Origin of the sequence: Pseudomonas sp. H11T01, assembly GCF_048515765.1 — a bacterium.
In the GTDB taxonomy this organism is placed as follows: Bacteria; Pseudomonadota; Gammaproteobacteria; order Pseudomonadales; family Pseudomonadaceae; genus Aquipseudomonas.
The window spans coordinates 1-14,699 of sequence record NZ_JBLYED010000041.1; the positions used below are offsets into that span (position 1 = coordinate 1).

Consider the following 14,699-nt stretch of genomic DNA (forward strand, 5'->3'; position numbering starts at 1 on the left):
GAACGCCTGCCACAGGCAACCTCGGTTGAAGATTACGAAGCCTTGCTGCCTTGGAACTGCTCGCTCGCCTCGCCTCGCTAAGCGCGCCGCCTATTTTTGAATAGGTGGGGTTCATGGAGCGCTTACATTGGTAGGGGGAGACACTGGGTGTTTCTGGTGGGTCGGGGGTGACTTTAGTCATGGTGAAGCTCCTTGATTAAGTGGAGCTGCCACCATTCGCGGTCAAACGAATGGGTGGCAGCTGTACGCGGGTTGACCGACCGGGAATCAAGGGACCCGGCACACCCGAAGGTGTCCCACGCACAGCTGCCGCGACACGATACCTCAGGTACAAAAAAAGCGCCTGAAATAGGTCTTGGGCGCTGATGCGCCTTGATTTATGCGGACGGTCAAATCCGATCGCTGAATTGGCAGCGACTCCTGAAGACTAACCACGCGATTTCCTACCGGCAACCTTAAAAGCCTGTCGGAAAATTCCTGGCCGTATTGCCCGCTCTTGATGGTTGTTGGCAGTGCTGGCCTCATCGCGAGCAAGCTCGCTCCCACAGGTGTTGTGTCGGTCGCGCTATTGCGATCTGGTATAGATCCACTGTGGGAGCAGCCGGTCGACGCTCGATTGCTCGCGATAGCGTCCTCCCGGGCACTGCAAACCCTTGATCCTTATGCCTCTCTAATTACTCACTATTTTCTGCCCCCGCAAAAGTTGGAAGGCTTCTTGCGGTAGCCGCCCCTGCGCCGCTTCAGGCGTCAAAAGTTTGCTTTAAGGGACGGGGAAAACCGGTGGATCGCTCTCCGCTTTTTTCGCTGTCCCCTTTTTTCTTTTTTAATACTCCGAGCGGTAAAAGCAAAAAAGAGGGGGTCACCGCCGGAGGGGAGTGCTCTGCCTTATATTTGGCCGGAGTTGCGGCTTTGGTAACATTAAAAGATTTCTCCTGTTTAAGGAACCTACGGCCATACCGACCATAAAATAATTGGGGTCGCTGGTGGAAGCGGATGATGTGCGGCTAAGTGGTGCTGAAATTGTGGAGGGGGGCGGAGTTGCGAGTGATGGCGTTACAGATTGGGTAGGTGGTAGAGAGGTATGTTGCATTGTTGCAAACGCAGCGGCTGGTGCAGGAGGAATGTCTGATGGTAATATTTTAAATGTAAGCTCTTTGGTCGTTTCGTGAATTGTTATTGTTGTTGGTTTTGTTGTTGTTGTTGTTGTTCTGAATGACGTTTTTAATGTTGTTGTTGGTGACTTCATCGTAATGATGGGTGTGCTAAGTGTTGTGCTTGTGAGTGTGGTAATTTTAATGTGGTGAACGGTGTTGCTTATGTGTTGCAGTATTAAACTTATATGTCCTGTAGTATCCTCTCGATTCACTGGATCTCCCAAACAATACGCATACGAATTCACTCCCCCCTCCCCAAACGGACTCAAATTATCCGGACTATTAAACCGCATCAACACCGGATTAAACGCCCGATACCCATTGCCCAATAAATAATGCCCCGTCACCGAATCCGGTCGTTCGCCGTTGAAGCCCAGCAAACTGGTCAAACCGCTTTCGGCGGTGCGGTGGCCGTAAGGGGAGTAGGCGATGGCTTTGGGTGTGTTGGCGTTCACGGTATGCAGCACCGAGCGTTGTTGATCGGTGGCCAGTAACGTGGCGTCAAGTGCATCGCCTTGGCGCTGTTGTTGCGCCAGCAGTTGGTCGCCGTGTTGGACTATCGAATACTGCAACGCACCCTGAATCTCGGTGGCCAAGCGGCTTTTACAGTAAAAGCGTTGGCGCTCGGGAGTATCCGCCAGCGTATGGCTGATCAGCTGATCCAGTGCATCGTAGTGATAATGGCAGAGCAGGGTTTCGCGCTGGGATGGCATGGGATGAACGCCCTGAAAGTCCGAAGTGCGGGTATTCAGTATTGATGGTTTTGTGAGGGGTGGGTACTAGCAGAACTGCTAGGTTTGGCTGGTTGCAGGTGTGAGGGGCGGTATTGGCGCCTATTTTGTGAACAAGCCCTGAGCCTTGAGTATCCGGCGAAATCTCAGCGGTAAATGACCTGCCGATTTGCGTAGCGATACCTGGTCGTTGTGATGATAGTTCCGGCCTCATCGCGGGCAAGTCGGATCGCCGCACCGCCGCTCCCACATTTGATCTGTGTTGGTTCGCGATTGTGTGATCGGCACATGACGAATGTGGGAGCCGGGCTTGCCCGCGAATGGTCTTCAAGTCAACGCTGAATTGACTGACCAGACTCTCTACTGCTTGACCCTATGTTCCCACCGGCTTCACCGGATTTTCGTTGTCCAGCGCCTTTTCGATCAATAACAAACCAAGTTCCAGCATTTGATGGATGGCCAGGGCGAGGTTGCGGTCTTTGCCTTCGAGGTCGTCGGACAGGTCCAGGGTCAGGGTGGTGGCCGAACAGAAGGTTTCGTAGGCGTAGGCCAGCAAGGCTTGGGTGTTGATGTCGGGGGCGACGGTGAAGATCTGGAGGGGGCGGTTTTCGGTTTCAGGCGGATCGGGGGTGACTTTGATCATGGTTAAGCTCCCAGTTTTTCAAAAGGAGCTACCAGCATCACTTGCAGATGATGGGTGGTAGCTGTGCGCGGGTCTGCAAGACCGGGAAACTAGGAACCCGGCAGACCCGAAGGTCTCCCACGCACAGCCACCATAAAACACAGACACAAAAAAAGCGCCGAGCTGTTATGGAGGCGCTATGCGCCTAGTTATTCCGGCGGGCTTGCAGACCCGATCGCTGATTTTGCAGCGACCCGCGAAGATTATCCGCCGACCTTCGTCAAAGCAAGCCTCAAAACCCGTCGGAAAATTCTGTTTTGTGTTGCCTGCTTTTGATAGTTGCCAGCAGTGCCGGCCTCATCGCGAGCAAGCCCGCTCCCACACTGGATCTCCTGTGAACACAGTATTTGTGACCACCGCAGATCAAATGTGGGAAGGGCCGGGCGACGTTCGCTTGCTCGCGATAGCGTCCTCCCAGGCACTGCAAATCCCTGATCACCCCACTATTTCCCGCCTCCTCAAAAGTTGGAAGGCTTCTTGCAATAGCCGCCCTGCGCCGCTTCAGGCGTCAAAAGTTTGCTTTAAGGGACGGGGAAAACCGGTGGATCGCTCTCAGTTAATCAACAACGCTCGCAGCAGTCTGGCTGACCTCTCGCGAGGCAATCTGGGTGTGCCGCTGTTGCTGTTGATCATGCTGGCCATGATGATGTTGCCGGTTCCGGCGTTCCTGCTGGACGTGTTCTTCACCTTCAACATAGCCTTGTCGATCGTCGTGCTGCTGGTCTGCGTTTACGCGTTGCGGCCACTGGATTTCGCGGTGTTTCCGACCATTCTGCTGGTGGCCACGCTGTTGCGACTGGCGCTGAACGTGGCCTCCACGCGGGTGGTGATGCTCCACGGTCAGGAAGGCCATGCCTCGGCCGGTAAGGTGATTCAGGCCTTTGGTGAGGTGGTGATCGGCGGCAACTACGTGGTCGGTATCGTGGTTTTCGCGATTTTGATGATCATCAACTTCGTTGTGGTGACCAAGGGCGCCGGACGTATTTCCGAGGTGAGCGCGCGTTTCACCCTCGATGCGATGCCCGGCAAACAGATGGCGATCGACGCCGACCTCAACGCTGGCCTGATTGATCAGCCGCAAGCCAAGTTGCGCCGTCTTGAAGTGGCGCAAGAGGCTGAGTTTTACGGCTCGATGGACGGTGCCAGCAAATTCGTTCGCGGTGATGCCATCGCCGGTCTGCTGATTCTGTTCATCAATCTGATCGGTGGTATTGCGGTCGGTATCTTCCAGCACGGCATGACCTTCGCCGATGCGGGCAAGGTTTACGCACTGTTGACCATTGGTGACGGTTTGGTGGCGCAATTGCCATCACTGTTGCTGTCGACGGCGGCGGCGATCATGGTGACCCGTGCTTCCGGTTCCGAAGACATGGGCAAGCAAATCCATCGGCAAATGTTCGCCTCGCCCAAGGCCCTGGCGGTGGCTGCCGGTTTGATGGCGGTGATGGGTTTGGTGCCGGGCATGCCGCATTTCTCCTTCCTCAGCCTAGCCGCTGTCGCCGGTGGTATGGCGTACCTGGTGTGGAAGAAGCAAAACATCGTCAAGGTTCAGGCTCTGCAAGAGGTCCAGCGTCAGCAGGACCTCTTGCCTTCACCGTCGCGTGCTCAGGAAACCAAGGAATTGGGCTGGGATGACGTGACGCCGATCGACATGATCGGCCTGGAAGTCGGCTATCGACTGATCCCGCTGGTGGACCGTAACCAGGGTGGTCAGTTGCTGGCGCGGATCAAGGGTGTGCGCAAGAAGCTTTCCCAGGACCTGGGCTTCCTGATGCCGACTGTGCATATTCGTGACAACCTCGATCTGGCGCCGAGCGCCTACCGCCTGACCTTGATGGGTGTGACCCTGGCCGAAGCCGAGATTTACCCGGATCGCGAGCTGGCGATCAACCCGGGGCAGGTTTACGGCACGCTCAATGGTATTACCGCCAAAGATCCGGCCTTTGGTCTGGAGGCGGTGTGGATCGAGATCAGTCAGCGCTCCCAGGCGCAATCGCTGGGGTACACGGTGGTGGACGCCAGTACCGTGGTCGCCACGCACCTTAACCAGATTCTCTACAAGCACTCCAGTGAGCTGATTGGCCACGAAGAAGTTCAGCAACTCATGCAGTTGCTGGCCAAAGGCTCGCCAAAACTGGCGGAAGAGCTGGTGCCGGGTATTCTTTCTCTGTCGCAACTGCTCAAAGTGTTGCAGGCGTTGTTGGCTGAGCAGGTGCCGGTACGCGACATCCGCAGCATTGCCGAAGCCGTCGCGAACAATGCTGCCAAGAGTCAAGATACCGCCGCGTTGGTCGCTGCGGTGCGCGTCGGATTGTCGCGTGCCATCGTCCAAAGCATTGTGGGGCTTGAGTCCGAGCTGCCTGTGATCACCTTGGAGCCAAGGTTGGAACAGATATTGCTCAATAGTTTGCAGAAGGCAGGACAAGGCCAGGAAGAGGGCGTTCTGTTGGAGCCAAGCATGGCCGAGAAGCTGCAACGTTCGTTGATCGATGCGGCGCAGCGTCAGGAAATGCAAGGTCAACCGGTGATTCTGCTGGTAGCCGGTCCGGTACGCGCGATGCTCTCGCGGTTCGGACGTCTGGCAGTCCCGGGTTTGCACGTGTTGGCGTATCAGGAAATTCCTGACAACAAGCAAGTGACCATCGTTGCGACAGTAGGGCCCAACGGCTGAGGTAGTGGTTTATGCAAGTTAAGCGTTTTTTCGCCGCCGATATGCGCCAGGCCATGAAGCTGGTTCGCGATGAGCTGGGCGCTGATGCTGCCATTATCGGTAATCGTCGGATCGCCGGCGGTGTCGAGCTGACGGCTGCCCTGGATTACAAGCTGTCCGCGCTGGCACCGCGTGTGCCAAACATCGAGCTCGAAGACGAGTTGCGCAAAACCCAATCGCGGATCGTCACGGCCCAGGCGGAACTGAGCCTGCGCGGTGACGGTGATTCAACCATTAATCGCCAGTTGTTCGCCGGTTTGCCGTTGACGGCTGCCGAACCCTTGATCGAGCCGACGCTCGCTGAACCCCGTCGTCCAGCACCGGCACCCGCCGCTGCGCCTTCGGTGGATCAACGCGTTTTTGACTCGATGCGTTTCGAGCTCAACGGTTTGCGTGAACTGCTGGAAGTGCAGTTGGGCTCGCTGGCCTGGAACCAGTTGCAAGGCAGCAAACCACAGCAGGCCAACCTCTGGCGTCGCCTGCAACGCATCGGTTTGTCCGGTCCGCTGTCGCGCGATCTGCTGGCACTGACGGCTGAAATCGAAGAGCCTCGCCAGGCCTGGCGCATGCTGCTGGCGCACCTGGCGCGGATGATCGCAACACCCGAGATCGAGCCGCTGGAAGAGGGCGGTGTGATTGCTATGGTCGGCCCGGCCGGAATGGGCAAGACCACTACACTGGCCAAACTGGCGGCGCGTTATGTGCTCAAGTACGGCGCGCAGAATATCGCGCTGGTGAGCATGGACAGCTACCGGATCGGGGCTCAGGAACAACTCAAGACGTTGGGGCGTATCCTCAATGTCTCCGTAACCCATGTCGACCCGGGCCAGTCCCTGGCGCAGGCGCTCGATCCGCTGCTGCGCAAGCGTGTGGTGTTGATCGATACCGCCGGCCTTCAGGCCAGCGATCCGGCACTGCGCATGCAGCTGGAAAGCCTGGCTGGTCGCGGGATCAAATCAAAAAATTATCTGGTGTTGGCAACAACCAGCCAGAAACAGGTTCTAACCGCCGCTTATCACAGTTACAAACGTTGTGGGCTGGCCGGCTGCATCCTGACTAAACTGGATGAAACGGCGAGTCTGGGCGAAGTGTTGAGCCTGGCGATCAGTCACGAGTTACCCGTTGCCTATCTGACCGATGGGCCACGGATTCCGGATGATCTGCACTTGCCGCGACGCCATCAATTGGTCAGTCGCGCCGTGAGTGTGCAGATGCAGGAAGAACCCAGCGAAGAAGCCATGGCTGATATGTTCGCTGACCTCTACCACAGTCCGACCAAGCGGGTCGGCTGAGGTAACAATGAATAGATTGCAGTGTACCTACATCGATGGTCTGCCATGCATTGTTCCAATGGTGAACGCGCAGCCAGTTATGTGGCCTCCGTCTAAGTAAGACAAGGTAAAGAACGAACATGGGCAGCATGCATCCCGTACAGGTGATTGCGGTGACCGGCGGCAAAGGTGGCGTCGGGAAGACTAACGTGTCAGTGAACTTGTCCCTGGCTCTGGCTGAGCTCGGCCGGCGCGTCATGCTGCTGGATGCCGATCTGGGGCTGGCGAACGTCGACGTTCTATTAGGGCTGACACCCAAGCGCACTCTGGCCGATGTGGTCGAGGGGCGCTGTGAACTGCGCGATGTATTGCTGCAGGGCCCCGGAGGGATTCGTATCGTCCCGGCGGCGTCCGGCACGCAGAGCATGGTGCATCTGAGTCCGGCTCAACATGCCGGGCTGATCCAGGCCTTCAGCGACATTGGCGACAACCTCGACGTGCTGGTGATCGACACCGCCGCCGGTATCGGCGAGTCAGTGGTCAGTTTCGTTCGCGCAGCCCAGGAAGTACTGTTGGTGGTCTGCGACGAGCCGACCTCGATCACGGATGCCTACGCGCTGATCAAATTGCTCAATCGCGATTACGGCATGAACCGCTTCCGTGTGCTCGCCAACATGGCGCAGAGCCCGCAGGAAGGGCGCAATCTGTTCGCCAAGTTGACCAAGGTCACGGATCGCTTCCTGGACGTGGCCTTACAATACGTCGGTGCGGTTCCCTATGACGAATGTGTGCGCAAGGCTGTGCAAAAGCAGCGTGCAGTCTATGAGGCCTTCCCGCGTTCGAAGTGCGCACTGGCGTTCAAAGCCATTGCTCAGAAAGTCGATACCTGGCCGCTGCCTGCCAATCCACGCGGGCATCTGGAATTTTTCGTCGAGCGACTCGTGCATCAAACGGCGGGTCCTGTTCTATGACAGCCAGCGGTTACAACCTTTACAAAGCCTCTGCACGTGACAGCCAGTACGAACTGATCGAGCGCTATGCGCCACTGGTCAAACGTATTGCCTACCACTTGCTGGCACGCCTGCCGGCCAGTGTTCAGGTCGAGGATCTGATCCAGGCCGGGATGATCGGCTTGCTGGAAGTGTCGACCAAATACGATGCCAGCAAGGGTGCGAGTTTCGAGACGTATGCAGGTATTCGCATTCGTGGCGCGATGCTCGATGAAGTGCGTAAAGGTGACTGGGCTCCACGTTCGGTACACCGCAATACCCGAATGGTCAGTGACGCAATCCGCTCAATTGAAGCTAAAACCGGTCGTGACGCTAAAGATCACGAGGTTGCGGCCGAACTCCAATTGAGTCTCGACGATTATTACGGGATTTTGAACGACACCTTGGGCAGCCGGTTGTTCAGCTTCGACGATCTGTTACAGGACGGCGAGCATGAAGGGCTGCATGAGGATGGCGCGAGTGCTCATCTCGAGCCGTCGCGTGACCTGGAAGATGAACGCTTCCAGGCTGCGTTGGCGGACGCGATTGCCAATTTGCCGGAGCGTGAGCGACTGGTGTTGGCGCTGTACTACGACGAAGAGCTGAACCTCAAGGAAATCGGTGAGGTCCTGGGGGTCAGCGAATCGCGGGTCAGCCAGTTACACAGCCAGTGCGCAGCCCGCTTGCGGGGGCGTTTGGGGGAGTGGCGAGCGCGTTGACTGGCAGTGTGGGGACACTGCGAACGAGGTTGGTACGGCGTTGTTGCTGCACCGATCACGGCCCGTTGTAATCCATACAACCGTTGAGTGTTACGCCGAATTGATTGAATGGCGTGTCCAGGTGCTGGGCGCGTTTTAAGACTGCTTGGAGGTCGAATTGGACAAGAACATGAAAATCCTCATCGTTGATGACTTCTCAACGATGCGGCGGATCATAAAAAACCTGTTGCGTGACCTTGGGTTCACCAACACGGTCGAGGCGGATGACGGTACTACCGCGATTCCGGTCCTCAACAGCGGGAGCATCGACTTTCTGGTAACAGACTGGAACATGCCCGGCATGACGGGTATCGACCTGCTGCGCCACGTGCGTGCCGATGAAAAGCTCAAGCACCTGCCGGTGTTGATGGTCACGGCCGAAGCCAAGCGCGAGCAAATCATCGAAGCCGCTCAGGCCGGTGTGAACGGCTATGTGGTCAAACCATTCACGGCTCAGGCGTTAAAAGAAAAGATTGAAAAAATCTTCGAACGCATCGGTTGATGACGTCCGCCACGGGGGAGCTATGGAGCAATACGAAACTTCACAGGGCGATTTTGAATCGACCCTGAAAAAACATGCCCGCGAATTGGTCGACAGCCTTGAAAAAGGCAAATTCGGCGACGCCGTACAACTGATCCATGAGCTCAACCAGACCCGTGATCGTGGCCTGTACCAGGAAGTCGGCAAGCTCACCCGCGAGCTGCATAGCGCAATCGTCAATTTTCAAATTGACCCGAATATGCCGCAAGCCGAGGAAGTTTCACAGATCACGGATGCCACTGAGCGCCTGTCCTATGTGGTCAGGCTGACCGAGGCTGCGGCCAACCGCACTATGGATCTGGTCGAGAACAGCACTCCCTTGGTCAATGGCCTGAGCAGCGAAGCTCAGGCCTTGAGTGTGGACTGGGGGCGGTTCATGCGCCGGGAAGTCGGAGCCGAAGAGTTCCGCGAACTGGCCCGGCGGGTAGAGGGTTTTCTGACGCGTAGCGAGCAAGAAACTCGCGTCGTGTCGAGCAATCTCAACGACATTCTGCTGGCTCAGGATTACCAGGACCTCACGGGGCAGGTGATCAAACGCGTGACTCAATTGGTCACGGAAGTCGAAAGCAACCTGCTCAAACTCGTGCTGATGGCCAGTCAGGTCGACCGCTTTGCGGGCATTGAACATGACCGTGAATCGATCCTCGCTGAAAAAGATCCGGAAAAACATCTGTCTCAGGGTGAAGGTCCGCAGATTCATGCCGATAAACGTGAAGACGTTATGTCCGGTCAGGACGATGTTGACGATTTGCTTTCCAGCCTTGGATTTTAGGCCGACCTAGTAGGAGCACCCATACACATGAGCTTCGGCGCCGATGAAGAGATCCTTCAGGATTTCCTGGTTGAGGCCGGCGAGATTCTTGAGCAACTGTCCGAACAACTGGTCGAGCTTGAAAGCCGACCCGATGATGCGGACCTGCTCAATGCAATTTTTCGCGGTTTTCACACTGTAAAAGGGGGCGCCGGCTTCCTCCAGCTCAATGAGCTGGTGGAGTGCTGTCACATCGCCGAGAACGTTTTCGACATCCTGCGCAAGGGTGAACGTCGCGTCGACTCGGAACTGATGGACGTGGTTCTGGAAGCGCTGGATGCGGTGAACGGCATGTTCACCGAAGTCCGCGAACGCACCGCGATCACCGCCGCAACGCCGGAATTGTTGGCCGCCTTGGCTCGTTTGGCCGAGCCTGCCACTGCCGATGTTGCAGCGGAGGTCGAAGTGAGTGTGGAGCCGGTCGCCGAGAGCGATTCGGGCGATGTCACCGACAACGAGTTCGAACTGCTGCTCGACTCGCTCAATGCGGTCAAAGCCCAGGCCGAAGCGCCTGCGGTGGTTGCGGCAGCTCCAGCCGCGGCTGGCAGCGATGAAATCACCGATGCCGAGTTCGAGTCGTTGCTCGATCAGCTGCACGGCAAGGGTCAGTTTGCCGTTGACGCAGTGGTCGCACCGGCTGAGCCTGCGGTACCCAAGGCTGCTGCGGCCAGCAACGAAATTACCGATGACGAATTCGAGGCATTGCTCGATCAGTTGCATGGCAAAGGTACGTTTGCGGTCGATGCGCTGGAGTCGGCTATCGCAGCGGTACCGGCAGCCGCAGCGCCAAGTGCCAAGGCGGCTGGCAGTGATCTGATTTCCGATCACGAATTCGAGTCGTTGCTCGACGAATTGCACGGCAAAGGCAAGTTCACCGAAGTGCCTGGCGCTGCTACTGCGGCAGTGGCGGCGCCTGTCGTCAAAGCGGTGGCCAAGCCTGTTGCAAAAGCACCTGAAGCCAAGGCTGAAGCGCCAAAACCGGCGGCTCCTGCTGCCGTTCCTGCACCGGCTGCGGCCAGGGCGCCTGCGGCTGCGCCCGCAGAAAAACCGGCCAGTGAAGCCGAGACCACCGTGCGGGTTGATACCGCGCGGCTGGACGAGATCATGAACATGGTCGGCGAGTTGGTACTGGTGCGTAACCGCTTGGTCCGTCTGGGCCTCAACAGCGGCGATGAAGCCATGTCCAAAGCCGTGTCGAACCTCGATGTGGTGACGGCCGACTTGCAGACCGCGGTGATGAAAACCCGGATGCAGCCGATCAAGAAAGTCTTCGGTCGCTTCCCGCGACTGGTTCGTGACCTGGCTCGCCAGTTGAAGAAAGAGATCAACCTGGAGTTGGTTGGCGAAGAAACCGACCTCGACAAGAACCTCGTCGAGGCTCTGGCCGACCCGCTGGTCCACTTGGTGCGCAACGCGGTCGATCACGGTATCGAGTCCCCGGAAGAGCGCGAAGCTTCGGGCAAGTCCCGTGGCGGCAAGGTGATTCTGGCGGCCGAACAGGAAGGCGACCACATCCTGCTGTCGATCTCTGATGACGGCAAAGGCATGGACCCTAATGTCCTGCGTTCCATCGCCGTGAAACGCGGCGTGATGGACAAGGATGCCGCTGATCGTCTGAGCGACACCGAATGCTACAACCTGATTTTTGCACCGGGTTTCTCGACCAAAACCGAGATTTCCGATGTGTCCGGTCGTGGCGTGGGCATGGACGTGGTGAAAACCAAGATTTCCCAGCTCAACGGTTCGATTAACATCTACTCGACCAAGGGCCAGGGTTCGAAGATCGTCATCAAGGTCCCGTTGACCCTGGCGATCATGCCAACGCTGATGGTCATGCTTGGCAACCAGGCCTTTGCTTTCCCGCTGGTCAACGTCAACGAGATTTTCCACCTCGACCTGTCGCGCACCAACGTGGTCGACGGCCAGGAAGTGGTCATCGTGCGCGACAAGGCGCTACCGCTGTTCTACCTCAAGCGCTGGCTGGTCGCCTCCGCCGCTCACGAAGAGCAGCGAGAAGGCCATGTGGTAATCCTTTCGGTGGGCACCCAGCGGATCGGCTTTGTTGTCGATCAACTGGTCGGTCAGGAAGAAGTGGTCATCAAGCCATTGGGCAAAATGCTTCAGGGAACCCCGGGCATGTCCGGCGCCACCATTACCGGTGACGGCCGCATCGCCTTGATTCTCGATGTCCCGAGCATGCTCAAGCGTTACGCCGCACGGCGTATTTGATTCTGGTGGTGCGGGGCGGTTTTGCCCCGCCCTGCCTAACGGAGTGTTTATGGTAGTCAAGGTCCTGGTGGTGGATGATTCAGGTTTTTTCCGCCGCCGCGTCTCGGAAATTCTTTCAGCGGATTCGAATATCCAGGTCGTCGGTACGGCGACCAACGGTAAAGAGGCGATCGATCAGGCACTGGCCCTCAAGCCAGACGTGATCACCATGGACTACGAGATGCCGATGATGGATGGCATCACGGCGGTGCGGCACATCATGCAGCGCTGTCCGACTCCGGTATTGATGTTCTCCTCGCTGACCCATGAAGGCGCCCGGGTAACCCTCGACGCGCTGGATGCCGGCGCGGTGGACTTCCTGCCGAAGAATTTCGAAGACATCTCGCGCAACCCCGAGAAGGTCAAGCAACTGCTGTGCGAGAAGGTTCATTCCATTTCGCGCAGTAACCGTCGTTTCAGTGCTTACAGTGCCCAGGCGCCGCAGCCTGTCGCTGCGCCCGCACCGACACCCGCTGTCAGCAGTTTGGGCAGCAATGCGCCTGCACGTCCGGCTCCGGTACCGATTCCTGCCCGTACGCAGGCTTCCAGCCCAAGCTCGCCGGCACCGAAACGCAAAGCCTACAAACTGGTCGCCATCGGCACGTCTACGGGCGGCCCGGTCGCGTTGCAGCGCGTGCTGACTCAGTTGCCGGCCAATTTCCCGGCGCCGATCGTGCTGATTCAGCACATGCCGGCGGCCTTCACCAAGGCGTTTGCCGAGCGTCTGGACAAGCTTTGCCGCATCAGCGTCAAGGAAGCCGAGGACGGCGATATCCTGCGTCCAGGTCTGGCCCTGCTGGCGCCAGGTGGCAAGCAAATGATGATCGACGGCCGTGGCGCGGTGAAAATCCTCCCGGGCGACGAGCGTCTGAACTACAAGCCGAGCGTGGACATCACCTTCGGTTCGGCCGCCAAATCCTACGGTGACAAAGTTCTGGCGGTGGTGCTCACCGGCATGGGCGCTGACGGTCGCGAAGGCGCGCGTCTGCTCAAGCAGGGCGGCAGTGCGATCTGGGCCCAGGACGAGGCAAGCTGCGTGATCTACGGCATGCCGATGGCCATCGTCAAAGCTGATCTGGCGGATGCCGTGTACGGCCTGGACGAGATTGGCAAGCATCTGGTCGAGGCGTGTATCTGATGGATGTTTTAAGCCTTATCGGGATCATCATGGCGTTTGTTGCCATCATTGGTGGTAACTACCTGGAGGGTGGTCATCTCGCCGCACTGGCCAACGGCCCGGCGGCGCTGATTGTGTTGGGCGGTACCGTCGGTGCTGCGTTGTTGCAGTCGCCCATGAGCGCCTTCAAGCGTGCCATGCAGATCCTTGGCTGGATTCTGTTTCCGCCCCGTGTCGATCTGGCCGGTGGCATCGATCGCGTGGTGAACTGGAGCCTGACCGCCCGCAAGGAAGGTTTGCTGGGGCTTGAAGGCGTGGCCGATGCCGAGCCCGACAACTATGCGCGCAAAGGCCTGCAACTGCTGGTCGACGGCGCCGAACCGGAATCGATCCGTAGCATTCTTGAGGTGGACTTCTACACCCAGGAAAGCCGCGACGTCGACGCCGCCAAAGTCTTTGAAAGCATGGGCGGTTACGCGCCGACCATCGGCATCATCGGTGCGGTCATGGGCCTGATCCATGTCATGGGCAACCTGGGTGACCCTTCGCAACTGGGCAGCGGGATCGCCGTGGCGTTCGTCGCGACCATCTACGGTGTTGCCAGCGCCAACCTGGTGCTGTTGCCGATTGCCAGCAAACTCAAGTCGATCGCCATGCGCCAGTCGCGTTATCGCGAAATGTTGCTCGAAGGCATTCTGTCGATTGCCGAAGGTGAGAACCCTCGTTCTATTGAATTGAAACTTCAGGGCTTCATGGACTAATGGAGGCAATGGACCATGGCTCGTCGTCGCCAACCTGAAGAACACGTCAACCACGAACGGTGGCTGGTGTCTTACGCCGACTTCATCACGCTGCTGTTCGCGTTTTTTGTGGTGATGTATTCGATCTCGTCGATCAATGAAGGCAAATACAAAGAGATTTCCCAGGCCCTGATCGGCGTGTTCAACAACCCGGAGCGCACCCTCAAGCCGATTCCTGTCGGTGAGGAACGTCCGAAGACCGTCACGCCGGCCAAGCCCTTGGTCAAGGACAGCGAGCAGATTGACGCAGGCATTGCTCAGGCAAGTAACGATCCACTGAAGTCCATTGCCGATGACATCAGCGCCGCGTTCGGTGACTTGATCAGTTCCAATCAGATGACTGTTCGCGGTAACGAGTTGTGGGTCGAAATCGAATTGAACTCCAGCCTGCTGTTCGGCAGCGGTGACGCCATGCCCAGCGATATCGCGTTCAATATCATCGATAAAGTGGCGAAGATTCTGAAACCCTTCGACAACCCGGTTCACGTTGAAGGGTTTACCGACGATCAGCCGATCCGTACTTCGCAATACCCGACCAACTGGGAACTGTCGTCAGCCCGCTCGGCCAGTATTGTGCGCATGCTCGCGATGGAAGGTGTGAACCCAGGCCGTTTGGCCTCGGTCGGCTATGGCGAATTTCAGCCGGTGGCCAATAACGCGACCGTCGAAGGCCGTGCGCGCAATCGCCGCGTGGTGCTGGTGGTGTCGCGCAACCTTGATGTGCGCCGTAGCCTGACCGGCACCGGAACGGCTAATGCCAAACCCGATGCCGCATTGAAGCGTGCTGGCACACAAACTGCACCGACGCCTGTAAAGACGCCGGGACGAGAGCGCGCCGTCAATTCTCCGTCGCCCGCCCTATAACTT

Annotated in this window: 13 protein-coding genes; 10 read left to right on the forward strand and 3 right to left on the reverse strand. The window is 57.8% G+C overall.

Annotation, left to right across the window (positions count from 1 at the left end; translation table 11 throughout):
* The 3 genes from ACN1C3_RS31320 to ACN1C3_RS31330 all read right to left on the reverse strand — a co-directional run.
* Positions 1-181 (reverse strand): hypothetical protein (locus ACN1C3_RS31320; protein WP_419119599.1); only part of this gene is annotated, 181 nt, incomplete at its 3' end.
* 678 nt (positions 182-859) lie between these two features.
* Entirely contained in the window at positions 860-1,867 is a 1,008-nt protein-coding gene (locus tag ACN1C3_RS31325) for an RHS repeat-associated core domain-containing protein (protein WP_419119600.1), read from the reverse strand.
* A gap of 391 nt (positions 1,868-2,258) precedes the next feature.
* Positions 2,259-2,528, reverse strand: coding sequence for a DUF6124 family protein (locus ACN1C3_RS31330; protein ID WP_419119601.1), 270 nt, complete (start codon positions 2,526-2,528; stop codon positions 2,259-2,261).
* A gap of 580 nt (positions 2,529-3,108) precedes the next feature.
* Between ACN1C3_RS31330 and flhA the strand changes: the two genes are divergently transcribed.
* The 10 genes from flhA to motD all read left to right on the forward strand — a co-directional run bounded on the left by flhA (position 3,109) and on the right by motD (position 14,696).
* Positions 3,109-5,238, forward strand: a complete 2,130-nt coding sequence (flhA, locus tag ACN1C3_RS31335; RefSeq protein WP_419119602.1) for a flagellar biosynthesis protein FlhA — start codon at positions 3,109-3,111, stop codon at positions 5,236-5,238.
* An 11-nt stretch (positions 5,239-5,249) separates the two neighbouring features.
* Positions 5,250-6,569 (forward strand): flagellar biosynthesis protein FlhF, encoded by a 1,320-nt coding sequence (gene flhF / locus ACN1C3_RS31340; protein ID WP_419119603.1) that lies wholly within the window; start codon positions 5,250-5,252, stop codon positions 6,567-6,569.
* A 119-nt stretch (positions 6,570-6,688) separates the two neighbouring features.
* Entirely contained in the window at positions 6,689-7,519 is an 831-nt protein-coding gene (fleN, locus tag ACN1C3_RS31345; protein ID WP_419119604.1) for a flagellar synthesis regulator FleN, read from the forward strand.
* Entirely contained in the window at positions 7,516-8,256 is a 741-nt protein-coding gene (fliA, locus tag ACN1C3_RS31350; RefSeq protein WP_419119605.1) for an RNA polymerase sigma factor FliA, read from the forward strand. The genes fleN and fliA overlap by 4 nt, the downstream gene beginning before the upstream one ends.
* Positions 8,257-8,425: 169 nt before the next feature.
* On the forward strand, positions 8,426-8,797 hold the full coding sequence (locus ACN1C3_RS31355) for a chemotaxis response regulator CheY (protein WP_003183998.1): 372 nt from the start codon (positions 8,426-8,428) through the stop codon (positions 8,795-8,797).
* Between the two features lie 22 nt (positions 8,798-8,819).
* Entirely contained in the window at positions 8,820-9,608 is a 789-nt protein-coding gene (locus ACN1C3_RS31360; RefSeq protein WP_419119606.1) for a protein phosphatase CheZ, read from the forward strand.
* 27 nt (positions 9,609-9,635) lie between these two features.
* A complete protein-coding gene (locus tag ACN1C3_RS31365) occupies positions 9,636-11,876 on the forward strand; it encodes a chemotaxis protein CheA (protein ID WP_419119607.1) in 2,241 nt (746 codons plus the stop codon).
* A 49-nt stretch (positions 11,877-11,925) separates the two neighbouring features.
* Entirely contained in the window at positions 11,926-13,053 is a 1,128-nt protein-coding gene (locus ACN1C3_RS31370; RefSeq protein ID WP_419119608.1) for a protein-glutamate methylesterase/protein-glutamine glutaminase, read from the forward strand.
* On the forward strand, positions 13,053-13,793 hold the full coding sequence (locus ACN1C3_RS31375) for a flagellar motor protein (RefSeq protein WP_419119609.1): 741 nt from the start codon (positions 13,053-13,055) through the stop codon (positions 13,791-13,793). The genes ACN1C3_RS31370 and ACN1C3_RS31375 overlap by 1 nt, the downstream gene beginning before the upstream one ends.
* Before the next feature lie 15 nt (positions 13,794-13,808).
* Positions 13,809-14,696, forward strand: coding sequence for a flagellar motor protein MotD (gene motD, locus ACN1C3_RS31380; protein ID WP_419119610.1), 888 nt, complete (start codon positions 13,809-13,811; stop codon positions 14,694-14,696).
* Positions 14,697-14,699: the final 3 nt, after the last annotated feature.